This is a genomic window from Sinorhizobium sp. M4_45 (assembly GCF_002885915.1).
GTDB classification, from domain to species: Bacteria; Pseudomonadota; Alphaproteobacteria; order Rhizobiales; family Rhizobiaceae; genus Sinorhizobium; species Sinorhizobium meliloti_A.
Map to the genome: position 1 here is coordinate 424,312 of NZ_NWVE01000003.1, position 24,061 is coordinate 448,372.

Annotated in this window: 24 protein-coding genes; 17 read left to right on the plus strand and 7 right to left on the minus strand. The window is 63.6% G+C overall.

The window, feature by feature from the left end:
• Positions 1-104 precede the first annotated feature (104 nt).
• The 4 genes from CN933_RS12210 to CN933_RS12225 all read left to right on the plus strand — a co-directional run bounded on the left by CN933_RS12210 (position 105) and on the right by CN933_RS12225 (position 3,536).
• Positions 105-1,373, plus strand: coding sequence for a glycerate kinase type-2 family protein (locus tag CN933_RS12210; RefSeq protein WP_102761647.1), 1,269 nt, complete (start codon positions 105-107; stop codon positions 1,371-1,373).
• A 47-nt stretch (positions 1,374-1,420) separates the two neighbouring features.
• The gene (locus tag CN933_RS12215; RefSeq protein ID WP_018096250.1) at positions 1,421-1,912 is read left to right on the plus strand and encodes an ureidoglycolate lyase; all 492 of its coding nucleotides are present in this window, start codon (positions 1,421-1,423) and stop codon (positions 1,910-1,912) included.
• A 98-nt stretch (positions 1,913-2,010) separates the two neighbouring features.
• Positions 2,011-2,934 (plus strand): DUF930 domain-containing protein, encoded by a 924-nt coding sequence (locus CN933_RS12220; protein WP_102761648.1) that lies wholly within the window; start codon positions 2,011-2,013, stop codon positions 2,932-2,934.
• 26 nt (positions 2,935-2,960) lie between these two features.
• On the plus strand, positions 2,961-3,536 hold the full coding sequence (locus CN933_RS12225) for a DUF1349 domain-containing protein (protein WP_102761649.1): 576 nt from the start codon (positions 2,961-2,963) through the stop codon (positions 3,534-3,536).
• Between the two features lie 34 nt (positions 3,537-3,570).
• Here the strand turns inward: CN933_RS12225 and CN933_RS12230 are convergent, their stop codons facing one another.
• A complete protein-coding gene (locus CN933_RS12230; RefSeq protein ID WP_102761650.1) occupies positions 3,571-4,590 on the minus strand; it encodes a LacI family DNA-binding transcriptional regulator in 1,020 nt (339 codons plus the stop codon).
• Between the two features lie 211 nt (positions 4,591-4,801).
• Between CN933_RS12230 and CN933_RS12235 the strand changes: the two genes are divergently transcribed.
• From CN933_RS12235 to CN933_RS12245, 3 genes are read left to right on the plus strand one after another with little or no spacing between them, the layout of a single operon-like run.
• Positions 4,802-6,382: a sugar ABC transporter ATP-binding protein gene (locus CN933_RS12235; RefSeq protein WP_102761651.1), complete on the plus strand. Its 1,581-nt coding sequence runs from the start codon at positions 4,802-4,804 to the stop codon at positions 6,380-6,382.
• The gene (locus CN933_RS12240; RefSeq protein ID WP_102761652.1) at positions 6,379-7,701 is read left to right on the plus strand and encodes an ABC transporter permease; all 1,323 of its coding nucleotides are present in this window, start codon (positions 6,379-6,381) and stop codon (positions 7,699-7,701) included. The genes CN933_RS12235 and CN933_RS12240 overlap by 4 nt, the downstream gene beginning before the upstream one ends.
• Positions 7,698-8,666 carry a substrate-binding domain-containing protein gene (locus tag CN933_RS12245; RefSeq protein WP_102761653.1) on the plus strand — a complete coding sequence of 323 codons (969 nt, stop codon included), beginning with the start codon at positions 7,698-7,700 and terminating at the stop codon, positions 8,664-8,666. Before CN933_RS12240 ends, CN933_RS12245 begins: the two co-directional genes overlap by 4 nt.
• 115 nt (positions 8,667-8,781) lie before the next feature.
• Here the strand turns inward: CN933_RS12245 and otnK are convergent, their stop codons facing one another.
• The 3 genes from otnK to ltnD are packed head-to-tail and all read right to left on the minus strand — an operon-like array spanning position 8,782 to position 11,756.
• Positions 8,782-10,059 carry a 3-oxo-tetronate kinase gene (otnK, locus tag CN933_RS12250; RefSeq protein WP_018096257.1) on the minus strand — a complete coding sequence of 426 codons (1,278 nt, stop codon included), beginning with the start codon at positions 10,057-10,059 and terminating at the stop codon, positions 8,782-8,784.
• A gap of 3 nt (positions 10,060-10,062) precedes the next feature.
• A complete protein-coding gene (gene otnI / locus CN933_RS12255; protein WP_102761654.1) occupies positions 10,063-10,839 on the minus strand; it encodes a 2-oxo-tetronate isomerase in 777 nt (258 codons plus the stop codon).
• Positions 10,840-10,850: 11 nt separating this feature from the next.
• The gene (ltnD, locus tag CN933_RS12260; RefSeq protein WP_102761655.1) at positions 10,851-11,756 is read right to left on the minus strand and encodes an L-threonate dehydrogenase; all 906 of its coding nucleotides are present in this window, start codon (positions 11,754-11,756) and stop codon (positions 10,851-10,853) included.
• A gap of 142 nt (positions 11,757-11,898) precedes the next feature.
• Here ltnD and CN933_RS12265 point away from each other — a divergent pair, with 142 nt between their 5' ends.
• From CN933_RS12265 to CN933_RS12305, 9 genes are all read left to right on the plus strand, one after another.
• Complete coding sequence (locus tag CN933_RS12265) at positions 11,899-12,903, plus strand: LacI family DNA-binding transcriptional regulator (protein ID WP_102761656.1); 1,005 nt, start codon at positions 11,899-11,901, stop codon at positions 12,901-12,903.
• Positions 12,904-12,918: 15 nt separating this feature from the next.
• Positions 12,919-13,596 (plus strand): 3-oxo-tetronate 4-phosphate decarboxylase, encoded by a 678-nt coding sequence (gene otnC / locus CN933_RS12270; RefSeq protein WP_102761657.1) that lies wholly within the window; start codon positions 12,919-12,921, stop codon positions 13,594-13,596.
• 189 nt (positions 13,597-13,785) lie between these two features.
• On the plus strand, positions 13,786-14,550 hold the full coding sequence (locus tag CN933_RS12275) for a FadR/GntR family transcriptional regulator (protein WP_102761658.1): 765 nt from the start codon (positions 13,786-13,788) through the stop codon (positions 14,548-14,550).
• A 43-nt stretch (positions 14,551-14,593) separates the two neighbouring features.
• Positions 14,594-15,577 (plus strand): D-erythronate dehydrogenase, encoded by a 984-nt coding sequence (gene denD, locus CN933_RS12280; RefSeq protein WP_102761659.1) that lies wholly within the window; start codon positions 14,594-14,596, stop codon positions 15,575-15,577.
• Position 15,578: 1 nt separating this feature from the next.
• On the plus strand, positions 15,579-16,355 hold the full coding sequence (locus CN933_RS12285) for an SDR family oxidoreductase (protein WP_102761660.1): 777 nt from the start codon (positions 15,579-15,581) through the stop codon (positions 16,353-16,355).
• An 84-nt stretch (positions 16,356-16,439) separates the two neighbouring features.
• Positions 16,440-17,507: an ABC transporter ATP-binding protein gene (locus tag CN933_RS12290; protein ID WP_102761661.1), complete on the plus strand. Its 1,068-nt coding sequence runs from the start codon at positions 16,440-16,442 to the stop codon at positions 17,505-17,507.
• A 134-nt stretch (positions 17,508-17,641) separates the two neighbouring features.
• Positions 17,642-18,946, plus strand: coding sequence for an ABC transporter substrate-binding protein (locus CN933_RS12295; protein WP_102761662.1), 1,305 nt, complete (start codon positions 17,642-17,644; stop codon positions 18,944-18,946).
• A gap of 89 nt (positions 18,947-19,035) precedes the next feature.
• Positions 19,036-19,968 (plus strand): carbohydrate ABC transporter permease, encoded by a 933-nt coding sequence (locus CN933_RS12300; protein WP_010976183.1) that lies wholly within the window; start codon positions 19,036-19,038, stop codon positions 19,966-19,968.
• A 13-nt stretch (positions 19,969-19,981) separates the two neighbouring features.
• Positions 19,982-20,881 carry a carbohydrate ABC transporter permease gene (locus tag CN933_RS12305; RefSeq protein WP_003526374.1) on the plus strand — a complete coding sequence of 300 codons (900 nt, stop codon included), beginning with the start codon at positions 19,982-19,984 and terminating at the stop codon, positions 20,879-20,881.
• Between the two features lie 7 nt (positions 20,882-20,888).
• On the opposite strand, the gene CN933_RS12310 is transcribed toward CN933_RS12305, so the two are convergent.
• On the minus strand, positions 20,889-21,545 hold the full coding sequence (locus CN933_RS12310; protein ID WP_102761663.1) for a DUF6064 family protein: 657 nt from the start codon (positions 21,543-21,545) through the stop codon (positions 20,889-20,891).
• A 37-nt stretch (positions 21,546-21,582) separates the two neighbouring features.
• Complete coding sequence (locus tag CN933_RS12315; protein ID WP_102761664.1) at positions 21,583-22,497, minus strand: aldo/keto reductase; 915 nt, start codon at positions 22,495-22,497, stop codon at positions 21,583-21,585.
• A gap of 310 nt (positions 22,498-22,807) precedes the next feature.
• Here CN933_RS12315 and CN933_RS31485 point away from each other — a divergent pair, with 310 nt between their 5' ends.
• Complete coding sequence (locus tag CN933_RS31485; RefSeq protein ID WP_180980708.1) at positions 22,808-23,329, plus strand: hypothetical protein; 522 nt, start codon at positions 22,808-22,810, stop codon at positions 23,327-23,329.
• 273 nt (positions 23,330-23,602) lie between these two features.
• Here CN933_RS31485 and CN933_RS32230 read toward each other — a convergent pair whose 3' ends face one another.
• Entirely contained in the window at positions 23,603-23,725 is a 123-nt protein-coding gene (locus tag CN933_RS32230; RefSeq protein WP_013850378.1) for a hypothetical protein, read from the minus strand.
• Between the last annotated feature and the right edge of the window lie 336 nt (positions 23,726-24,061).

Genomic DNA, 24,061 nt, shown 5'->3' on the forward strand with positions numbered 1-24,061 from the left:
GAGGACGCGCATGATCGGCCGACGGCCTCATCCGTCGGGGAGATCATGCATCCGGGCGGCGGAAGGAGGAGCCGCCGCCCGCGTATTTCTAAACGGGAGGAACAATGGCCGCCATCGCCAACCCGCGTCAATTCCTGGAAAGCCTGTTCGCCTCTGCGGTGTCCGCCGCTGATCCGGAACGCGTCATCGCCGCAAATCTGCCGGAGCGGCCGAAGGGGCGCACGGTCGTCATCGGAGCCGGCAAGGGCGCCGCTCAGATGGCCCGGGCGTTCGAATGCGCCTGGGAGGGGCCGCTCAGCGGCGTGGTCGTCACGCGCTACGGTTTCGGCGCGCACTGCAGGCAGATCGAGGTGCTCGAAGCCTCCCATCCCTTGCCGGACGAGGGCGGGCTGAAGGCATCGAAGCGGCTCCTCGCGGCGGTCAGCGGCCTGACCGGGGATGACTTGGTCGTGGCGCTGATCTGCGGCGGCGGTTCGGCGCTCCTACCGGCACCACCACCGGGGCTTTCGCTCGAGGATGAAATCGCCGTCAATCGAGCGCTACTTGCGTCGGGCGCGCCGATCAGAGCGATGAACGCGGTACGCAAGCATGTTTCCTTGATCAAGGGCGGCCGCCTTGCCGCCGCGGCCCATCCGGCCAGGGTCGTCTCTCTCGTCGTCTCCGATATTCCCGGCGACGACGCGGCGCTGGTCGCATCCGGCCCGACGGTCGCCGACGCAGCCATCCGTGACGACGCCCTGAAGATCGTCGAGCGCTATCGCCTCGCTTTGCCGGAAAAGGTCATGCGCTGGCTGGCGAGCGCTGCGGCGGATGCGCCGAGACCTTCCGATCCGCGCTTTGCCCGCGACGAGGTGCGACTGATCGCTTCGGCAGGCGTCTCACTGGAGGCCGCGGCATCCAAGGCCCGGTCCGCGGGCGTAGAGGCCGTCATTCTTTCCGATGCGATCGAAGGGGAGGCACGCGATGTCGGGCTCGTTCATGCGGCCATCGCGCGCGAGACGGCGCTGCGCGGCCGCCCCTTTCCGAAGCCCGCCCTCATCCTTTCCGGCGGCGAAACGACGGTGACGGTCCGGGGCGAAGGTCGCGGCGGGCGCAACAGCGAGTTTCTGCTGTCGCTGGCGCTCGGCATCGACGGTATCGGCGGGATCTCGGCGCTCGCCGCGGATACCGACGGCATCGACGGATCCGAGGACAATGCCGGCGCCTTCGCCGATCATACGACGATCGCGCGCCTGCTGGCGCGGCGCCTGGATGCCGCAGCGCTGCTTCAGAAGAACGACAGCTGGGCGGCCTTCGATGCGCTTGGAGACCTTTTCAAGCCGGGGCCCACGGGCACGAACGTCAATGATTTCAGGGCGGTGCTGATCCAGTGATCGGTGCCGGCGCCCAAAGGCAATTGGTCAACCAGGGAGGAAAGACCATGATACCTCTACCGATCCGCCCGCTTTCACACGGCGAGTTCGCGCCCTTCGGCGACGTCATCGAGCCTGACGATGCGAAGAGCTTTCCGATCAACGCCGGCAAATGCATCCGCTATCACGACCTTGCGAAGGTGGAGACGAGCGGCCCGGAAGCCCGAACGCTGGTCAGTCTCTTGAAGGGCGAGCCCTACGACATCCCCCTGACGCTGAAGATGGTGGAACGGCATCCGCTCGGAAGCCAGGCCTTCATCCCGCTGACGGGAAATCCCTTTCTCGTGGTCGTCGCGCCCGACGAAGGCGGGGAACCCGGAGAGCCGATCGCCTTCGAGACCGCGCCGGGGCAGGGGGTCAACATCGCGCAAAATGTCTGGCACGGAATTCTGACGCCGCTCCGTTCGACCTCTGAATTCGTCGTCATCGACCGCGGCGGCAGCGGGTGCAATCTCGAGGAGCATTTCTTCGAAAAGCCTTATCAGGTCGAATACGCTTGACCGACGCGCGTCCCGCACTTGTTGCGGGGCGCTCGAACTCTTAGGTTCGGTGCTTCCGAGTCCGTGATCTTTGAGCAATGCAGCACTTCGCCAGGAAAATGTGGGGAGAAACCGGTTGGGGCATGCCGACCTCGCTCGCCCTGCACCTGGCGCTCGCCTTCTTGCTGCTGGTTCGGCCGCCGGAATTGTCTGCGCCGGCAAAGGAGCAAAGCGTCAGCGTCGAGCTCGTTGCGCAGCCGAAGAGTGCGGAAAAGCCCGAGCAAAAGCCGAACGTGGCCAAGAGCGAGCAAACGCGTCCTCAGCGTGAGGCATTCGAGTCGGCCGCAGCGCCGGTCGAAACGGAAAAGCCGCCTCGGCCCGAATTGCCTCCGGCCGCGCCGAAGAAGTCCGAAACGCCGAGCGAGACGCCGGAGGCCTCGCGGCCCGCCCCGGCAAAAACGGAAAACACCGCCAGCGAAAAGCCGGCGGAAAGCAGGACCGCGCTTGCGGAATTGCGCGTCGATGCCCGGAGCGCAGCGAACGAGGCGGCCGATGCCGCAGCCACGCCGCCGGCTGCAGCTGTTCCCCAGGAGAAACCGGTTCTGGAGGAAGCAAGGGCGGACCCGGCGCAAAAGTCGGCCGAGGCCATGGCCGAACGCCAGTCGAACCAGCTCGTCCAGGCGAAGGAACTCTATTCTGAAAACGCCCTGTCGGACCCCCGCGTGAAACAGGCGATCGGCAGGCTGCCGCCGAAAAAGCGGATCGTGCAGCTCTGCAGCATCGAAGCGCTCGAGCAGGTGCGGCGTGAAATGCCCGGCGCCTTTCCGGACATGCTCGTTCCCTTCGGCCCTTCCGGGGGCTTCATCTCGCCGACGGGCCTGAACGCAGATGGCGGCGCCTTCCGCAGCCGGTCGACATGGTACGCTATCGACTTCGAATGCGAAGTGAGCCCCGAGACGACATCGGTCACTTCCTTCAGCTTCGCAATCGGCGAGGCGATCCCGAAGAGCGAGTGGGGTGCGCGACAACTGCCGAGCAATTAAAACACTGGGACGGATGGAGGGACAGAATGGCAAGCGCCTATCGCTGGCTGAACGAGCCGGCAAGCTGGGAGGGCGACGAACGCGATCTGTCGCTCAAGACCGACGCCAAGACGGATTTCTGGCGCGAAACCTTCTACGGCTTCGTGCGCGACAGCGGACATGCCTATCTTCGTCCGGTTTCGGGCGATTTCACCGCTTCGGCGACGATCGTCGGCCAGTATGAGCAGCTTTACGACCAGGCCGGTCTGATGCTGCGGCTCGACGAACAGAACTGGATCAAATGCGGTATCGAATATACCGACGGGCTGATGCATTTCAGCGTGGTCGTGACGCGCGGCGTATCGGACTGGTCGGTCATTCCGTTGCACGCAAGGGCGCCTTCGGACCCACTGGAGGTGCGGCTGACGCGGCATGGCGATGCGGTGCGGGTGCAATTCCGCTTTGGCGAGGAACGCTGGCAGATGGCACGGCTCTGTCCCTTTTCCGCCGCCGATGCCGATGCCGGCGTCACGGCCTGTTCGCCGGAGCGCGCGGGCTTTGCGGCAAGGTTCCGCGACTTGAATTTCGGCCCGCCGATCGCTCGCGCCTTGCACGACGACTGACGCCCCGATAGCGCGATCCTTTTGCGAAAATGGGTCAGGCGATCGCGCGCGGCGCCAGGCTGCCGGCCGGCCGGCAGGAGTCGCGAATCACCAGTCTTCCCTGAAGCACGAGCCGGCGCGGCGCTTCCGGGCTAGCGCCGGAAAGGCGGTCGAGCACGAGCTGCGCGGCCTGTTCGCCGATCGCCTGGACCGGCTGGGCGATCGTCGTCAGATGCGGCTGGAAGACGTCGGCCCAGGGAAAATCGTCGAAGCTTGCGACCGAAACGTCGTCCGGGCAGCGAAGGCCGATGTCCCGGATCGCCTTCATCACCCCGATGACCATCAGGTTGTTGGCTGAGAAAACCGCCGTTGGCCGCTCGGGACTCGTCAGCAGCTGGATCGCCGCAGTGTAGGCGTCCTTCTCCCGAAAATTGCCGATCCGGATCAGGTCCTCCTCGCAGGGGAGGCCCGCCGCTTCCAACGCTGCCCGATAGCCGGCAAGACGCTCCCGCCCGGTCGAAGTGTCGAGCGAGCCCGAAATATAGCCGATGCGCCGATGGCCGAGGCCGAGCATATAGACCGCTGCGTCCTGAACCGCGCGACGATTGTCGAGCACGACCGCATCGGTGTCGATGCCGTCGCAAAGCCTGTCGATCAGCACGGTTGGAAGATTGGCGCTCGCGATCATGCGCTTCAGCGTCTCGTCGTCTCCGGCCGGCGCGATGATCAGGCCGTCCACGCTCCGGTCGATCAACAGGGCGATCTGCTCGTCCTGCAAGGCAACGTCCTCGTCGTTGCAGCAGAGCATCACGGCGTAGCCGGCCCGATGCAGCACGTCCTGGATCACCGCCACGACATCGGTGAAGAAGGGATTGGTGATATCAGCAACCATCAGGCCTACGGTGCGGGTCGTGCCGAGCTTGAGGCTGCGGGCGATCGCGTTGCGCTTGTAGCCTATGAGGCCGATCGCCTGCTCTATGCGGCTGCGCAATTCCGGACTGACCGGGGCCGAGCCGTTGATCACGGCCGAGACCGTCGCCACAGAGACATGCGCCGCCTTGGCGACGTCGAGCATGGTCGGTGCACCGGATTTCCGTGAATTTCGTCGCTGCTGCATTTCTTCTGAAACGTTTCGATGGTTCGCTTGCGAAACTCTATTTGAAATGCAGGAATTAGGCAATCGAGCCCGGAACGGCCTGCTTGACAGCATCGAAACGTTTAGAATAGGCTACGGGAAATAGGTGAATAGAGCGTCAGATGTCGGCGGTAGGGAGGCTGCCAATATCATGCGCGATGCTATCCCCCGTGATTCGGTCACCAAAGAATCCGGCCGGCCAGTTCTGGCGGCCGAAGCGGTTTCGAAATCGTTCGGCGGCGTCGCGGCGCTCAAGGATGTGCGCTTCGAACTGCGCGCGGGCGAAATCCATGCGCTCATGGGCGAGAATGGCGCCGGCAAGTCGACGCTGATGAAGGTCCTGTCCGGCGTCTACCCTGACTACGAGGGCACCTTCCGCGTCGATGGAGAAACCGCCCGCTTCTCCAATGTGCGCGATGCCGAGGCGGCCGGGATCGCCATCATCCATCAGGAACTCAACCTCGTCCCCGAACTCGGCGTCGCCGACAACATCTTTCTCGGCCGCGAACGGGTGATCGCCGGTCTTTTCGTGGATCGCAAGGCGAGCCTGGAGGCCGCACGAGGGCTGTTGAACCGTCTCGGCATCGAACTCGACCCGGAGGCGCGCGTCGGGCAGTTGCGGGTGGGCGAACAACAGCTCGTCGAGATCGCTAAGGCCCTCTCCGTGGAAGCGCGCATTCTGATCATGGACGAACCGACCTCGGCGCTTTCGCCCGGCGAGTGTCGGCGCCTCTTCAAGATCATGCGGCAACTCGCGGCCGACGGTGTCGGCATCATCTATATTTCGCACCGGATCGACGAAGTCATGCAGCTCAGCGACCGGGTCACCGTCTTCCGCGACGGCCGGCATGTCTGGACCCGGCCGATGGCCGGACTGGACGAGAATACGATCATCGCCGCAATGGTGGGCCGCAACCTCCTCGACGCGCACCCGGCCGACCGGGGCAAAGGCGGCGGCGAGCCCGTCCTTTCGGTCAGGGACCTGTCGCTTGCCGTTCCCGGACGTCATGGCTGGCGCGACGTGCTGAAGGGCGTGTGCTTCGACGTTCGCGCCGGCGAGATCCTCGGCATCGGCGGCTTGCTCGGCGCGGGGCGCACGGAAATCCTGGAGACGATCTTTGCATCGAATGAAGGCCTTCGCGGCGGTGAAATCCGGCTGGACGGCATCGCCGTCGATATCCGCTCGCCACGCGATGCTCGCCGCCTCGGTTTTGCTCTGGTGACGGAGGACCGCAAGGCGAAGGGGCTGCATCTTCACGAATCGATCAGAGACAATGTGGCCCTGCCGCTTGTTGGAAGGCTCGCCCGATTCGGGCTGCGCTCCTTCGGAGGCGAGCGCGCGCTCGCGAAAGGGGCGGTCGATGCGCTCGGCGTGCGCTGCGCGAGCACCGATCAGGCGGCCGGAACCCTGTCCGGCGGCAACCAGCAGAAGGTCGTCATCGGCAAGTGGCTGGCGACCGGTCCGCGTGTCCTTCTTCTCGACGAGCCGACGCGCGGCATCGACGTCGGTGCGAAGCGCGAGATCTACGATCTCATTTTCAAGCTCGCCGGCGACGGGCTGGCGATCGTGGTGGTCAGTTCCGAATTGCCGGAACTCCTGCTCCTCGCCGACCGGATTCTGGTGATGGCCGAGGGACGGCAGACCGGGCTCGTCTCCCGGGAGGAGGCGAGCGAGGAGCGCATCATGCAGCTCGCCGCTCCGCGGAGCGCACGCGGAAGGGCGGTTGCATGAATTTCCTGAAGGCTCTCTCCCGTACGAAACTCTATTGGGGGCTGATCGCCATCTTCCTGATCGGAGTCCTGTCCTCGCCGGTAACGTCGTCGGGCAGGAACATCTTTCTCTCCTCCGGCAATCTCCTCGACGTGTTGCGGCAGGTATCGACCACCGGGCTGATCGCCACCGGCATGACGGCCGTCATTCTGACCGGCGGCATAGACCTTTCGGTCGGCTCGCTGATGGCGATCTGCACCGTCGTCTGCGCGATGCTCCTGACCGTCCCGGGGGACACGGCCGCCCTCTATCTGGGGCTGCCGTCCGTCGGGCTTGCGGTTTTAGTCGGCGGTGCGGCGGCAGTACGCTTCGTCTTCCTCAATATCGAGAAATCACGGGCGGGCGTGACGCATGTCCGCGACATCCGGCTTGACCGGACCCGCGGTACCGTTCTGCCCGCCGCAGCCGGCATCGTCCTCTGTGCCCTGGTTCTAAGTTTCCTCTTGCCTCAGATGCAGACCAAATTCGGCGTGCTCGGCGTTCTGCTCGTGGCGCCGGCGGTCGGACTCATGTTCGGCGCGGTCAATGGCGCGATCATCGTGGTCGGACGATTGCAGCCCTTCATCGTCACGCTCGCCATGATGGTCACGGCGCTCGGCATCGCCCGGCTCACCGCCGGGCAGAACAATGCCGTTCTGCCGGTCTATACCGGCACCAATGCTACCGCAGATTTCGATATGCTGCGGCAGCTCGTCTTCGGCGTCGTGCCCATGCCCGGCATATTCTTCATCGTCGCGATTCTCATCTATGGTGCGGTGCTGCGGTTCACCCCCTTCGGCCGCTATGTCTATGCGATCGGGGGAAACGAGGAGGCGGCGCGCCTTTCCGGCATCAATGCGGGCCGGGTGAAGATCGTCACCTATGCGGTATCGGGTCTTCTCGCGGGCATCGCCGCGGTCCTCTATGTGGCGCAGTACCGCCAGGGCAAGCCCGACGCCGGCGCGGGCCTCGAACTGGATGCGATCGCGGCAGTGGTCATCGGCGGGACGAGCCTGATGGGAGGGCGCGGGAGCCTTGCCGGGACGTTCTGCGGCGTCCTGATCTTCGGCCTGCTCTCCAACATCCTGCAGCTCCACAACATCAATTCCAATCTTCAGCTGGTGCTGAAGGGCGTGATCATCATCGGGACGGTGCTCGTTCAGGAGCGCAATGCCTACGACCTTCTCGCGCAATTGCGGCTGCCGGGCGCAAGCCGGCGCCCGGCTCAAGGAGATACGTCCGCCGAGGAGCGGACGTCGGGAGAGACGTTATCCATGACAATGGGAGGAAAGAAGAAATGAAACGCCGTGACATCATCAAACTGACGGCGGTCGCCGCCGTCCTCGCCGCGACGACCGTGCTCATGCCGGCGCACGACGCCGTGGCTCAGGACAAGAAGTTTCGCATCGGCTTCAGCCAGGCGACGACGATCGAACCGTGGCGTGCGCAGTTCAATAAGGACATCATCGCCGAGGCGGCAAAGCATCCGGACGTCGAGCTGATCATAACCGACGGTGAGGACAGGACGGAAAAGCAGGTGGCCGACGTCGAGAACCTCGTTCGCCAGGAGGTGGATGCCTTGCTCGTGTCGCCGAAAGAGTCCGCAGGGCTCACCGGCGTGGTGCAGCAGGCGATCGATGCCAAGATCCCGGTCTTCGTTCTCGACCGAAACGTCGAGACCGACCAGTACACCCAGTTCGTCGGCGGCGACAACAAACTGATCGGCCGCGCGGCCGGCGAATATGCGGTCGAGCTTCTCGGAGGAAAGGGCAAGGCTCAGGGCAATATCGTCGAGATATGGGGCGGCATGGGCACCCAGCCGGCGCACGATCGCCACGACGGCTTCCACGAGTTCACCGACAAGGAGCCCGGCATCAAGAACCTGCTCGATCAGCAATCCGGCGACTGGAAGCAGGACCAGGCCTACAACATCATGGCGACGGCGCTGCGCAACAACGAGAAGATCGATCTCGTATACGGCCACAACGATCCGATGGCCTATGGCGCCTATCTGGCGGCGAAGGACGCAGGTCGTGAGAAGGAAATAAAGTTCATCGGCATCGACGCGCTCCCGAACGAAGGCGTGACCTGGGTCAACAACGGCGAACTCACCGCGACTTTCCTCTATGCGACGCCGGGAGCAGAGGGTCTCCGCCAGGCGGTGAAGTTCCTGAAGAGGGAAAAGGTCGAAAAGACCGTCACGCTCGACACGATGAAGGTGACCAAGGAAAACGCCGCGCAGATCCTGAAGGACAACGGCCTGTAAGAGCCGTCGCGCGGACGCGCTGCGGCAAACGCAAAGTCTGCATGCTCTACTCGGTCCGATTTGAGGAAGCGTGCAGCGGGGGGGCGGCGGACGAGGGGACCGCCCGCCTTCCCTCTCACCGCATCATCGACAGTGCCGTGGCGAAGAAATCCTCGCCGCCGAAATTGCCGGATTTTAGCGCCAGCAACATGTCGTTTCCGGCAGTGCCGATCGTCCTCAGCACGGGGACGCCGGGCGCGATTTCCGGACCGATCAGGAAAGCCGGAATGCCGAGCCTGTCGACGGTCGCGCCGGAGGTCTCTCCGCCGGCGACGACGAGGCGTCTCACGCCGCGCTCTACCAGTTCGCCGGCGATCGCGGCGGTTGCCGTCTCGATCGCGTGCCCGGATGCCTCTCGCCCGTAGCGCGCCTGCAGACGCGAAACGACCTCGGGCGCGGCACTCGCGGCGATGGCGACGGGGCCTTGGGCAATCCGTTCCCCGGCCCAGGCGACGGCTGCGGAAATCTCGTCCGATCCGGCGAGGAGCTTTTCCGTGTCGAGCCGCAGCACCGGCATATGGCGTTCCGCCGCGTCGAGTTGCTTCAGCGTTGCCGCCGAACAACTGCCTGCGACCACCGCGGCAAGACCGCCGACGGAGCGGATGGCGTCGCTTTCCCCGTCGCTTGCCGAAGCCCGGCCGGAGCGCAGAATCGCGCGGGCGAGGCCGAGACCCAGGCCGGACGCGCCGGTGGAGACGGGCATTTCGAGCGCCGCTTCGCCGAGCGTTTCGAGATCGCGTTCGAAGACCGCATCCGCGATAGCCGCGGCGGCGCCTTCGGCGCGTAACCGATCGAGCCTCGCCTTTATCGCATCGGCTCCGCGCGTGACGGTCGGCAGGTCGATGAGGCCGGCCTTGCCGCGCGACTGGCGGGTGAGCACCCGCACCAGATTGGCATCGCGCATCGGGTTGAGCGGGTGGTCTTTCAACGGACTTTCGTCGAGCGGCTGGCCATTGACGAAAAGATGGCCGAGATAGACGGTTCGCCCCGTTTCCGGAAAGGCCGGCGTAACGAGGGCGATGTCGCCGCCCGAGACGCTCAGAAGCGCTTCGGTCACCGGCCCGATATTGCCGAGATCCGTCGAATCGAAGGTGGAGCAGATCTTGTAGAGCACATGGGCGGCGCCTCGGCCGCGCAGCCAGCTTTCGGCCGCGAGGGCGGCGGCCACGGCCTCCTCCGCTGCGACCGACCGGATCTTCAGGGAAACGACCACTGCATCGACGTCGGGCAGGGCGAGCGACGGATCGGGAATGCCGACCGTCTGCACGGTGCGAAGCCCATTCTTCGTCAGCGTATTCGCAAGATCGGAGGCGCCCGTGTAGTCGTCGGCGATCGATCCGAGCAGGATTGTCATGGGTCAGCTCCGTCGAAAGGGTTTGAACCAGCCGAGGCCGTCCAGCGTCCGGCCGCGCGGGTTATATTCGCAACCGACGAAGCCGCCATAGCCGAGCCGGTCGATTTCATCAAAGAGGTAGCGATAGTTCAACTCCTCGCCATCGGGCTCGTGCCGCGAGGGCACGCTGGCGATCTGGATGTGGCCGGTGACCGGCATCAGTTGGCGGAGAGCCATTGCGACGTCGCCGTGCAGGATCTGCCGGTGATAGATGTCGAATTGCAGCTTCAGGTTGGGGAGCGCCAGTTCGGCGATGAGCCGCTCGGCGGTCCCGAAATCGTTGAGGAAATATCCCGGCATGTTGCGCCCGTTGATCGGCTCGACGAGGAGATCGATGCCCTCGTCGGCCAGGCGCCCGGCGGTATAGGCGACCGAGCGGCGGTAACGGGATGCGGCGTCCGGGTCGCGCGGATCAGCAAGACCAGCCATCAGGTGCAGGCGCTTGGCGCCGGTCGCCGCCGCGTAGTCGAGCGCCTTGTCGACATCCGATTTCAACCCGTCGAAGCGGCTGGGCAGGGCGGCGATTCCGCGCTCGCCGGCTGCCCAATCGCCCGGCGGCAGGTTGAACAGCGCCTGCTCGAGCCTGTTGCGGGCAAGCCGTTCGGCGATCGCTTCCGGAGGCACCTCGTAGGGAAAAAGGTACTCGACGGCGGCGAACCCGGCGTCGGCGGCCGCGTCGAAGCGGTCGAGGAACGGCCACTCGGTGAACATCATCGTCAGATTGGCGGCAAATACGGGCATGCGCGTTTTCCTTAGGGGTTATTCGTGCCGGGCAACGTGGCCCCGGAGAGCTGGGCGTAGAGCCGCGCGAGGGAGGAATCGTCGTCGCGCCCCATGCCTGTGCCCGAGGCTGCAAGATACATCTGCAGTGCGGCCGCCACGAGCGGCACCGGATAGCGCTCCGCGCGCGCCATATCCTGGACGATGCCGAGGTCCTTCACAAAAATCTCGATGGCGCTCAGCGGGGCGTAATCTCCCGCCAGCACATGCGGGATGCGGTTCTCGAACATCCAGGAATTGCCGGCCGAGGCGGTGATCACCTCGTATACTTTGTCGAGGTCCAGCCCTTGTTTCGCCGCAAAGGCGATCGCTTCGCAGGCGGCTGCGATGTGCACGCCGGCGAGAAGCTGGTTGATCATCTTGAAGGCGGCGCCGGTCCCGGCGGTCTCGCCGAGTTCGTAGACCTTGGCGGCCATGGCGTCGAGGGCCAGTCGGGCGGCGGCGAAGGCCTGCGGCGATCCCGAGGCCATGATCGTCAGTTCGCCCTTCGATGCCTTTGCCGCGCCGCCTGAGATCGGCGCGTCGAGATAGTGAAACCCCAGTCCTTCGAGCCGCTGCGCCAGGTCGCGCGCGATCGCCGGATCCATTGTCGCGGACGATATGAAGACGGCGCCGGGCTTCATCGCGTCTGCAACACCATCCCGGCCGAACAGAACGGCTTCGGTCTGCGCGCCGCTCACGACCACCGAAACGACGATGTCGGCGCCCGTCACGGCTTGGCCTGGCGTGCCCGCTCCGCGACCGCCTTCGGCAACGAAACGTTCCACTGCGGGCGGGGCAACGTCGTAGCCAGACACGTCGAGGCCCGCGCTTTTCAGCGAGCACGCCATTCCGAAGCCCATCGAGCCGAGCCCGAGCACTGCGATCTTCGATGCCATTTCGTCTCCTCCAGTTGCCGGTCACTCGTTCTAGGGATTATTGGCAGCGCTGCCAACCAATATTGGTAGCGCTGCCAAAAAAATCCGCCTATGAAGTCGATGAGAGCCGTGAACGGTCTCGTTAAACTGGAACAGGCGCGAAGTGGCGACGGACTTCAAGCAGCAGACACCCGTAACGCTCGCAGAGGTGGCGGAAGCCGCGGGCGTGGGTGAAAGCACGGTTTCCCGCGTGCTGCGCAATCACGGCTCGTTCTCCGGCAAGGCCCGCGAGCGCGTGTTGGATGCGGTCGAGCGGCTTGGCTACGTGCCGAACCGGATCGCCGGAACCTTGGCCTCGGCCGGGTCCCGCCTCGTCGCCTTCGTCATCCCGTCGCTCACCAACATCGTGTTCCCGGACGTGCTGCGGGGGGCAGGCGCCGTTCTGGAGGAAAATCGCTATCAGGCCGTCTTTTCCGTGACGGACTATGAGCCGGAGCGCGAGGAGGCCCTCGTCGCCGCCATGCTCGCCTGGCGGCCGACGGCGGTGATGCTTGCCGGCTTCGAGCATACGGAAGGCACGCTCAAGATGCTGCGGGCGAGCGGCTGTCGCGTCGTCGAACTGCTCGACATCGACGGGAGCGCCATAGACCTGGCGGTCGGCTTTTCCAATCGTGAGGCGGGTCGGGCGAGCGCCGAATTCCTGTTGAAGCGCGGTTATCGCCGGATCGGCTATGTCGGCCACGATCTCGACCGCGACACACGCGCCGGCAAACGCTTCGACGGCTTCCGTGAAGCGCTGAACCTGGCCGGCGTCGCCCTTGTGGATCGGGAAATCCGTCCGGGCGCTTCTTCGGTTGGAAGCGGGCGGACGGGGCTCGATCAGCTTCTTCGAAGGGCGCCGGGACTCGATGCGGTCTATTTCTCGAACGACGACATGGCGCTCGGCGGATATTTTCATTGTCTTGCATGCGCCATTTCCGTCCCAACCAGGCTCGCCCTTTTCGGCCATAACGGCCTCGATATCGGCCAGGCCACGCCGCAGCCTCTGACGACCATTCGCACGCCTCGCGTCGCGACGGGAAAGCTGGCGGCCGAGTTGGTCATCAACGATCACCCGTCTCACATCGCCGATCTTGGATTTGAACTGATGGAAGGCGATACAGCCTGAACGAAAGGACCACCAATGTCCGAAACGCGTCTTCGCGAGGAAATCTGCCGCTACGGCCGCTCTCTCTTCGAGCGGGGCCTGACCCCCGGCTCTTCCGGAAACATATCGATGAAACTCGATGACGGCGGCTGGCTGGTGACGCCCACCAATGCCTCGCTCGGCTTCCTCGATCCAGCGCGTATTTCGCGCCTCGATGCCGGCGGCCGGCTTGTCTCGGGCGACAAGCCGACCAAGGAGATCCCGCTTCATTCCGCCCTCTACGAGACTCGCGGCAGCGCCCGTGCCATCGTGCATCTCCATTCGACCCACGCGGTCGCGCTGACGATGCTGCCGGAGATCGATCCGCAAGCGGCCCTTCCGCCGATGACGCCCTATTACCTCATGCGGGCCGGGGAGACTGCGCTCGTGCCCTATTACCGCCCCGGAGACCCGGCCGTCGCCGATGCGATCCGCGGGCTTGCGGGCAAATATTCCTCCGTGCTGCTTTCCAATCACGGTCCCGTCGTCGCCGGCGACAGTCTGGAGGCCGCGGTCTTTGCGACGGAGGAACTGGAAGAGACCGCAAAGCTCTACCTGCTGCTGCGCAACCTCAATCCCCGCTATCTCAGCTCGCAGCAAGTCGCCGATCTTGCCAAAACCTTCAGCCTCGACCTGCCGTCGCTCGGCGACCATGAGGGACATGATCACGGATAGAGTGCCTCCTTGCATCTATTCACAACCGGGCTGGTTCCGCGTTTTGCCGCTCACACGGCGCCGCACAACGGCGCCGTGCATTATTGGTGCGCTGCCGCAACGAACATGTCTTGACCGCACCTTCCGACAAGCCCTCTATTCGTCATACTGATCTGCTGGACCAACCAGTGGATCAGTTGGGAGGCCGCGGTGAACGGAAGTCCAATCCTCACGCATATGCCGAAAGTCGGGAAGAGCCTCGAGCGCCGTACCGCGCGCGACCTCATCGCCGACAAGCTTATGGTGCTGGTTGCGACCAACATGCTGAGGCCCGGCGACGTGCTGCCGGGCGAACGCGAGCTTGCGAGCGTGCTCCATGTGAGCCGCGAGACCGTGCGCGGCGCAATCCAGACGCTGGCGGCGCGCGGTGTGGTCGAGGTGTCGCAAGGAAGCCGAACCCGCGTCGGGAATGTCGATCTCAGCCATGTCACGGTGACGATCGCTTCTCCGAACGCGATCGACAGCTACGATCTCGAGGACGTTCACGCCGCAAGGCTCCATATCGAGTTGAAGGTGGTCGGCGACGCGGCCGAAAACATCGACGAAGAGGCGCTGCGCAAGCTTGACAGCCTTCTCGATGCGCAGAAGATCTGCGGTGACGACGCAATGCGCTTTCTGATCTGCGACCGCGAGTTCCACGTGGCGATCTACCGGGCCTGTGGCAATCCGCTGCTCTCCGATTTTGTCACCGACCTTTACACCTATATGATGGATTACCGGCGCAGCGCCATGTCACGGCCGGGAGCAATCGAAGCGAGCTACAAGGATCACAGCGACATCGTCGCCGCCTTGAGGCGGCATGACCGGGCGGCCGTCATTGCCGCCTTTCACCATCATCTGATCCGGATCTATGAAACGACGAAGGCTCTGCTGGCGGACGAGGAGGCAGACGGAACGAACAGAAAGTCAAGCTGAGCAGGACCGACCGGGTGGCTGAACAGGAGGAGGTTCGCCGAAAATGCATGTAATGGTCATAGGTGCCGCCGGCATGATCGGCCGGAAGCTGGTCGAAAGGCTGGCCGCGGAGCCCGGATGTCTGGGACGCGAGATCGCCAGCCTGACGTTGGCTGACGTGGCTGAGCCGCCCGTGCCTCCGGCGCTTTCGTCGCTTGCGACGACGCTTGCCATCGACCTGTCTACCGAGGGCAGCGCAGAGCGCCTGATCTCGTCGCGGCCCGACGTGATCTTCCACCTCGCGGCGATCGTCTCGGGAGAGGCGGAGGCCGACTTCGACAAAGGCTACCTGGTCAATCTCGACGGCACGCGTGCGCTCTTCGAGGCGATCCGCCGCGAGGGACAGCGCGAGCGCTACCTCCCGCGCGTCCTCTTCGCCTCCTCTATCGCCGTCTTCGGCCAGCCGTTCCCGGAAAAGATCGGCGACGAATTCCTCACGACGCCGCTCACCAGTTACGGGACGCAAAAGGCGATCTGCGAGCTGCTGCTCGCCGATTATACCCGCCGCGGCTTCTTCGACGGTATCGGCATTCGGCTGCCGACCATCTGCATACGGCCCGGAAAGCCGAACAAGGCCGCATCCGGCTTCTTTTCCAACATCCTGCGCGAGCCGCTCGTCGGCCAGGAGGCTATCCTGCCGGTGGACGAGAATGTCCGGCATTGGTTCGCGAGCCCGCGCTCGGCCGTGGGCTTCTTCATCCATGCGGCGCGAATGGATACCGATATCATCGGACCCCGGCGAAACCTCACCATGCCGGGGCTTTCGGCGCTGGTCGGCGAGGAGATAGAGGCGCTCGGCCGCATTGCCGGCCGGAAAGCCGTGAGCCTCATCCGCCGCGAACCGGACCCGGTGATCCGCACGATCGTCTCCGGCTGGGCAACCGACTTCGATGCTCGCCGTACCCGAGAACTCGGCTTTACGGCCGAAAGCAATTTCGACGAGATCATCCGCATCCATATCGAAGACGAACTCGGAGGAAGGATCTGAGATGGCGCAGGCGAAGGGATCGGGCGAGGGCAGGATCGCGCTGGTCACGGGCGGCGGGACCGGTGTCGGCCGGGGCGTTGCCCAGGCCTTGAGTGCGGAAGGCTACAGCGTCGTCATCACCGGCCGCCGTCCGGATGTACTCGAGGCTGCGGCCGGCGAAATCGGCGGGCGGACCGGCAATATCGTCCGCGCGGTCGTCTGCGACGTCGGCGATCCGGATCAGGTCGCGGCTCTCTTCGCCGCCGTCCGGGCGGAATTCGGCCGGCTGGACCTCCTCGTCAACAATGCCGGCTCGAACGTGCCGCCCGTGCCCCTCGAAGAGGTGAGCTTCGAACAGTGGAACGGTATCGTCGCGGCGAACCTGACGGGCGCCTTTCTGTGTACGCAACATGCCTTCCGGCTGATGAAGGCGCAAACGCCGCGGGGCGGCCGGATCATCAACAACGGCTCGATTTCCGCGCAGACGCCGCGGCCCAATTCGGCGCCCTATACCGCGACCAAGCACGCCATTACCGGCCTCACGAAATCGACGGCGCTCGATGGCCGGATGCACGACATCGCCTGCGGTCAGATCGACATAGGCAATGCTGCGACCGACATGACGGCGCGGATGAGCACCGGCGTGCTGCAGGCCAATGGCGAGGTTGCGGCGGAGCCGACGATACCGATCGAGCACATCGCCGAGGCGGTCGTCTACATGGCGAGCCTGCCGCTCTCGGCCAATGTTCTCACGATGACCGTGATGGCGACCAGGATGCCGCTGGTCGGCCGCGGATAAAAAGAGGTTTTCAGCCTGGCGCGATCGCGCAAACGATGAATTTGGCGGCCGCAAGGGTAAAGATCAGTTCTGGGAGGAACGCAAATGGCAGGCGTGGATTTTGTCGATGTTCGGAAGTCCTTCGGTGCTTTCCCTGTCATCAAGGGCGTGAACATCGAGATCGAGGACGGCGAGTTCGTCATTCTCGTCGGCCCTTCCGGTTGCGGCAAATCCACCTTGCTGCGGATGCTGGCGGGTCTCGAAAACATCACCGCGGGCGAAATTCGCATCGGCAATCAGGTGGTCAACCGATTGCCGCCGAAGGACCGCGACATCGCCATGGTGTTCCAGAACTACGCGCTCTATCCGCATATGACTGTCGCCGACAACATGGCCTTCTCCCTGATGCTGGCAAGCAGACCCAAATCCGAAATCGACAAGCGCGTCGGCGTGGCGGCCGAAATCCTCGGCCTTTCGAAGCTGCTTGACCGTTATCCGCGTCAGCTTTCCGGCGGTCAGCGACAGCGTGTCGCCATGGGGCGGGCGATCGTGCGCGACCCGCAGGTGTTTCTCTTCGACGAACCGCTTTCCAATCTCGATGCGAAGCTGCGCGTCGCCATGCGGGCCGAGATCAAGGAATTGCATCAGCGGCTGAAAACCACGACCGTCTACGTGACGCACGACCAGATCGAGGCGATGACCATGGCCGACAAGATCGTCGTCATGCATGACGGCATCGTCGAGCAGATCGGCGCACCGCTCGAGCTCTACGACAACCCCGCCAACCTCTTCGTGGCCGGTTTCATCGGCTCGCCTGCGATGAACATGCTCAAGGGCCGCCTCGATCCGGACAATCCGAATGCCTTCCTCACGGCCGACGGAACGGCTCTGCCCGTGGCGCGGCCGGCGGCAGCCGCCCAAGGTCGTGATCTCGTCTACGGTCTTAGGCCCGAATACATGGCGCTCGACCCGAACGGGCTGCCGGCCGAAATCGCGGTGATCGAGCCGACCGGCTATGAGACGCAGCTGATCGCAAGGCTCGGTGGGCACGATGTGACCTGTGTTTTCCGCGAGAGGGTGAATGCCAAGCCCGGCGAAACGATCCATCTCGCGATCGATGCCGCGCATGTGCACTTGTTCGACGCCGGAACGGGACGGCGGCTGGTCGGCTGACGTCGCTGACGAAGGGAGGAGCCTTCGCGGCCCATAAAGATGCCAGGCAACGGCCGGCATCGCTCAAGCCGCATTCGCCAAGCGGGACGGTGAATGCCGGAGGAAGACGCTCCCGCATTTTGAGGAGGAGTAGCATGCCGATAAAGAGACGTGATTTTCTCGCAACCTCCGCCGCACTCGCCGGCGTTGCGGGTCTGGGCATCCGCCCGTCCTTCGCGCAGGCCGAGCCGAGCTACAAGCCGGAGGAGGGGGCAAGCCTCAGGCTTCTCAGATGGACGCCCTTCGTCAAGGGCGATGAAGACGCCTGGATCGCCAACACCAAGAAGTTCACGGAAGCCACGGGCGTCGAAGTCCGCATCGACAAGGAAAGCTGGGAGGACATCCGGCCGAAGGCGGCGGTTGCCGCCAATGTCGGCTCCGGTCCTGATATGGTGATGTGCTGGTTCGACGACGCACATCAATATCCCGACAAGCTCGTCGACCTGACGGAGCTCGCCGACTATCTCGGCAACAAATATGGAGGATGGTACGACGGCCTGAAGGGGTATGCGAGCCGCGACGGCCAGTTCATCGCCATGCCGCTGGCCGCGATCGGCAACGCCGTCTGCTACCGCGAGAGCCACATGAAGGCGGCCGGCTTCAGTGAGTTCCCGAAGGATACAGCCGGCTTTCTCGAACTCTGCAAGGCCCTCAAGGCCAAGGGAACCCCGGCCGGTTTCCCCCACGGCAAAGCGGTTGGCGACGGCAACAACTACGCCCATTGGCTGCTGTGGAGCCATGGCGGCAAGATGGTCGACGAGAGCGGCAAGGTCACGATCAACAGCCCGGAGACGCTCGCAGCGGTCAACTACGCAAAGTCGCTATACGAGACCTTCATCCCGGGCACCGAAAGCTGGCTCGACATCAACAACAACCGCGCCTTCCTTGCGGGCCAGGTATCGCTGACGGCAAACGGCGTCTCGCTCTACTATGCGGCCAAGAAGGACGAGGCCCTTGCGGAGCTTGCGGCCGACATCCGCACGACCAACTTCCCCGTCGGTCCGGTCGGCCAGAGCGTCGAACTCCACCAGACGAGCTCGATCCTGCTCTTCAAGCACAGCAAGTATCCCGAGGCCGCCAAGGCCTATCTCAAGTTCATGATGGAAGCCGACCAGATGAACGCCTGGATCGAGGGATCGAGCGCCTATTGCTGCCAGCCGCTGAAGGCCTTTGCCGACAACCCGGTCTGGACCTCGGACCCGATCCACGCGCCCTATGCGCGCGCCTCGGAGACGCTGCGGCCGAACGGCTACGCCGGACCGCTCGGCTATGCCTCGGCAGGCGTAATGGCCGACTACGTCCTGGTCGACATGTTCGCCAGTGCGGTCACCGGCCAGGCAACGCCGGAAGACGCCATCATCGAGGCCGAACGGCGGGCGAACCGCTATTATCGCGTCTGACCCCCCGCGGCCCACGGGCCGCCTCAAAGCCGGCAGCAAACGCTGCCGGCAAATGCCTCGAGATCCGTTCCTCCAGCCGGAGAAGCCCGATGTCCTCCATAACGCCGTCCGGAAAGCCATCCACCACGGCTTCGCTGATGCAGAACAACAATGTGCTCGGCTTCCTGTTCATGCTGCCGGCAGCCGTCTTTCTGATCTGCTTTCTGACCTATCCGCTCGGGCTGGGCGTCTGGCTCGGCTTCACCGACACACGCATAGGCCGCGACGGCGTCTTCATCGGGATCGAGAACTACGAGTTCCTGGCCCGGGATTCGGTCTTCTGGCTCTCGGTCTACAACACGCTGCTCTACACCTTCGTGGCGTCGATCCTGAAATTCGTGCTCGGACTCTGGCTGGCGCTGCTGCTGAACGAAAACCTGCCTTTCAAGTCCTTCTTCCGCGCGATCGTGCTCCTGCCCTGGGTCGTGCCGACGGTGCTTTCGGCGCTCGCCTTCTGGTGGATCTACGATTCGCAGTTTTCCATCATCTCCTGGTCGCTGATGCAGCTCGGGATCATCGACGGGCCGATCAACTTCCTGGGCGACCCGAACAACGCGCGCGCTTCCGTTATCGCCGCCAATGTATGGCGCGGCATTCCCTTCGTGGCGATCTCGCTTCTGGCCGGCCTGCAGACGATCCCGGCTTCGCTGCAGGAGGCAGCCTCGCTCGACGGCGCCACCAGCTGGCAGCGTTTCCGCTATGTAACCCTGCCGATGCTGACCCCGATCATCGCGGTCGTCATGACCTTCTCGGTGCTCTTCACCTTCACCGATTTCCAGCTGATCTACGTGCTGACCAAGGGCGGGCCGGTCAATGCAACCCACTTGATGGCGACGCTCTCGTTCCAGCGCGGCATTCCGGGCGGGCAGCTCGGGGAGGGGGCGGCGATCGCCGTCGCCATGATCCCCTTCCTGCTTGCCGCCATCATGTTCAGCTTCTTCGGTCTGCAACGCCGCAAATGGCAGCAGGGCGGCCAGGATTGAGCGGGAGGACAAAATGAACACGACCACACGAACCGACGACGAGGTGCTCACCGACACGGCCGAGGGCATGAGCTATCTGAACCGCCTGCCGCGGCGGATCGTCGTGCTTTACCTGCCGATGGCGGTCTTCGTCTTCGTATTGCTCTTCCCCTTCTACTGGATGGCGATCACGGCGGTGAAGCCGAACGCGCAGCTGACCGACTACAACAATTACAGTCCTTTCTGGGTGGTCCGTCCGACGCTCGACCACATCAAGTATCTGCTCTTCGAGACCTCCTATCCGGGCTGGCTCTGGAACACGATGCTGGTGGCCGTAGGCTCGACCATCCTGTCGCTGGCTGCATCGGTTTTCGCGGCCTATGCGATCGAGCGGGTGCGCTTCACCGGCGCGCGGCCCGTCGGGCTGCTAATCTTCCTCGCCTATCTGGTGCCGCCGTCGATCCTGTTCATTCCGCTCGCCTTCATCGTCTTCAAATTCGGCATCTACGATTCCAAGCTGGCGCTGATCTTCACCTATCCGACGTTCCTCATACCGTTCTGCACATGGCTCCTGATGGGCTATTTCCGCTCGATCCCCTTCGAACTGGAAGAAAGCGCGCTGGTGGACGGAGCCACGCGCTGGCAGATTTTGGTCAAGATCATCCTGCCGCTCGCCGTGCCGGGCCTGATATCGGCCGGCATCTTCGCCTTCACGCTCTCGTGGAACGAGTTCATCTACGCGCTGACATTCATCCAGTCCTCGGAAAACAAGACAGTACCGGTCGGCGTGCTGACGGAACTGGTGCGCGGCGACGTCTTCGAATGGGGCGCACTGATGGCGGGCGCACTCTTCGGTTCGCTGCCCGTGGTCATTCTCTACTCCTTCTTCGTCGATTATTACGTCTCGTCGATGACGGGAGCGGTGAAGGAGTGAGCTTCCGTCAACGTCTGACGACGAGGAGGACAGATGTCGCGACGATCACCGCGAATGGCACCCAGGCGCCTGCATCCTCCATGGCCAGAAGGGTGAGTGCGCTGAAGACGCACCAGAGGACTGGAATGGGCAGAAGCAGCCACAGCTTCTGCGGCATGAGCGCCAGGAGGGCGCCGAGGGTCACGGCAACGGTCGGGTCCGGCATTGCCCCGAAGATTTCGGCCGAGGCGGGCGCGCGGCCGGCAAGCAGCGGGCCGAAAGGATAGCCGAGCGAGCCGAAGACCATCAGGCCGATGCCGCCACGGCGGCGCAGTCTGTTCGCGGGCAATACGCCGCCTTGCGTCCACCGGACCGCGAGAAGCAGCAGACCGGCCTGCAGCATGAAGGCCGCCGTCGCATAGGACATTGCCCAGTTTATGGTGGAGTAACGCAGCCAGAGAAATTGCCACGCGCAGAAGAGCCAGGCCAGGGCGAGCGTCGCCATGGCCGCGGCGCGGGCGCGCCGTCCGTCCGTCGCAGTGGCGAAAAGGATGGCAAGCGCGCCCGCGACGAAGACCGGCTGAAGCGGCCAGAGTCCCTGATTGTAGCGTTCGACAAGGCGGAAATAGACGCGCGGCGAAAACATCAGGAAATCCGCGAGCGTGTAGGTCCCCCAGTCCGACATCACGTCAAATCCGTATCATGCGCGACAGGATCGTGCTTCACAGCGCCTCCACATAGGCGGCCATGCGGCGGCGCAACTTCTCGTCGGGCAGGATGCCTCTGGTAGCCTCCAGGTTCTCCCGTACATGGTCGACGCGCGTAGTCGCGGGGATTGCGCAGGTGACCGCCGGATGCGAAATGATGAACTTGAGGAGAAACTGCGCCCAGCTGCGGGCCCCGGTCTCGGCAAGCCAAGCCGGCAACGGTTCGTCTTCGACCTGTCGGATCAGATCGCCCTGTCGGAACGGCCGGTTGACGATCACGGCAATGCCCTTCTCCTGCGCCAGCGGCAAGATGCGCTCCTCCGCCTCGCGGTCGAGGATATTGTAGGTGACCTGGACGAAATCGATCGGCCGGGTCGCCATGACCTGCTCGATCTCGCGGTGCCTGCGCCCCTCCGAGGTGGTGATGCCGACATAGCGCAGCCGGCCTGCCGCCTTCATGTCGAAGAGCGCGGGCAGGTGCTCTTCCCAGGAGACGAGATTGTGAACCTGCATGAGATCGAATTTCTCGACGCCCCAGTATTCCTTCGATACCTCGATCTGGGCCGCGCCTTCGCCGGGGTCCGATATCCAGACCTTTTCCGCCGAGAAGAGCCGCTTCGGATGTCCGAGCTTACGGAGGCCGTAGCCGATGGTCGGCTGGGACGATCCGTACATCGGCGAGGAATCGATCATCCGACCGCCGCCTTCGAAGAAGGCAGCGATCACGGCGGCACATTCGTCCATCAGGACGGGGTCGTCTCCGACGTTGAAAGTGATCCAGGTGCCGAGGCCGACCAGCGGCAGCGCTTCTTTGCTCTTCGGTATGACCCGCGTCGTGAGGTCGGCAGCCTGGCCCCACGCCCGCGGCATGAGCGGCAGCGACATACCGATACCTAGCCCCTGAACGACTGCGCGCCGCGTGAAGGTCATCGCTCGCTCCCTTCGGCCTGAAGCTCTGAAGCCTGTGGCTCATGGGGCGGGATATTAACCCCTGCGGCGCTACTCTGCAGCCACGAAGTCGTGAGCGCGGTGCCGTTAAAGACGTGGAAGGATCGGGAGGCTGGCTCCGAGCACGGTGAAATTCTGGTCGTGGTGCCTGAATTCGATCACCGTGACGCTGCCCGGCGGACTGCTGGTGTTTCGGCGGGCGCGGTGGTGCCGCCCGATATGGCGGAATTTCGGATCGTCGATAGTGGAACGCGATGATCGGTAATCTGGGGGACGAAGCGGACTAGCTCCTATGCGCGTTCCGCGGAATCGCGGAGGGCTCCAGTTCATTGATACCGTCGATGCGCTGATCGTTCGCAGGAACGGCCTCGATCTCGAGATTGTGCTTTGCATGGCGCATGTGCTGCCATTCCTTCTCGAGGCGCAGGAATACGTCCGTCGGCATGAATTTTCTCTGCATTCGACCCTCCACGCGGCTGCGTCGAAGAACACGCAAGGAACTGCTTTGTTCCCGCGCCATTACGCAAAACGTGAAAATATAGCGTCGTGGTATGCCTCGAACTGGCCTGACCCGATAGGTGAACCCGCGCTGCTGCTGATCGGTTATGCGGCGGGGTCCACCTATCGTCCCCTCGAAACTGGTGAGGCCGCCTCCTCAATAGCATTCGGCGGTCGGCCTCAAGGCATACGCCTCAACCCGGATTTCACTCCCGGGGCGCGCTCGCGTCAAGGTTTAGCGTTTACTCAATTCGAGTTAGAAAAGATGTATCGGGCGCGTTTGCCTGCCGGGCAAGCCGAATGCGCGACGGCCTAAGTCCTGTTGAGTTTCGGCCACCCGCCGCGGTTTGTTTGATCGCCTCATTCCTGTGCTTGTCACAGGAATCCAGCCAGACCAAGTCCTTGGGCTGAAAGAACGCTTCCCGCGCCGCAGACGCGGCGCTGTTCTCATACCTGTGACGAGCAAAGGGACGAGAACGGAGGAGAGATTGCAGTCCTCCGAAAAGTCGCTGTAGCACTTTGAGGTACTGCATGTTTGTCCTTTGATCGGCTACGATCAATAGAAACATGCAGTGGCGCTCGCTCGGGCCTAGATGGTCTGCAGCGTCCAGGATGCCGCGCCGGCGATAAGCCCAAGGGCGAGGGCAATGGCGATCGCATATCTCATCATCTTCATCCGACGTGTCCGCTCGCCGGTCCAATCGTAGCTCATCATGTGCTCCGAGATGTGCAGCTCAAACGTTAAGATTGGACGCTTTTTCTTAACAAAATGGAAACTGCGCGGTTCCACGCCTCGACTCCTGCAATGTGAAAGAACCTGGGCGGCGCGCGGTCCCGTTATCCATCCGTTAAGATTGCATGATTTGTTGGTGCGTCCAATTTTAGTAAAATATGCGTAAAAACGTATCAAAGTAAATGTGAATATTAGGCGGGCAAGGATGCGGTGATTATTATCGAGGTCAAGAAGACAATTTACCATTATTGAAAAAAGCCCCGCTGATTAACTATTCTCGCCGGTATTCAGTCTATATTTAGGGTGTCATTGCGG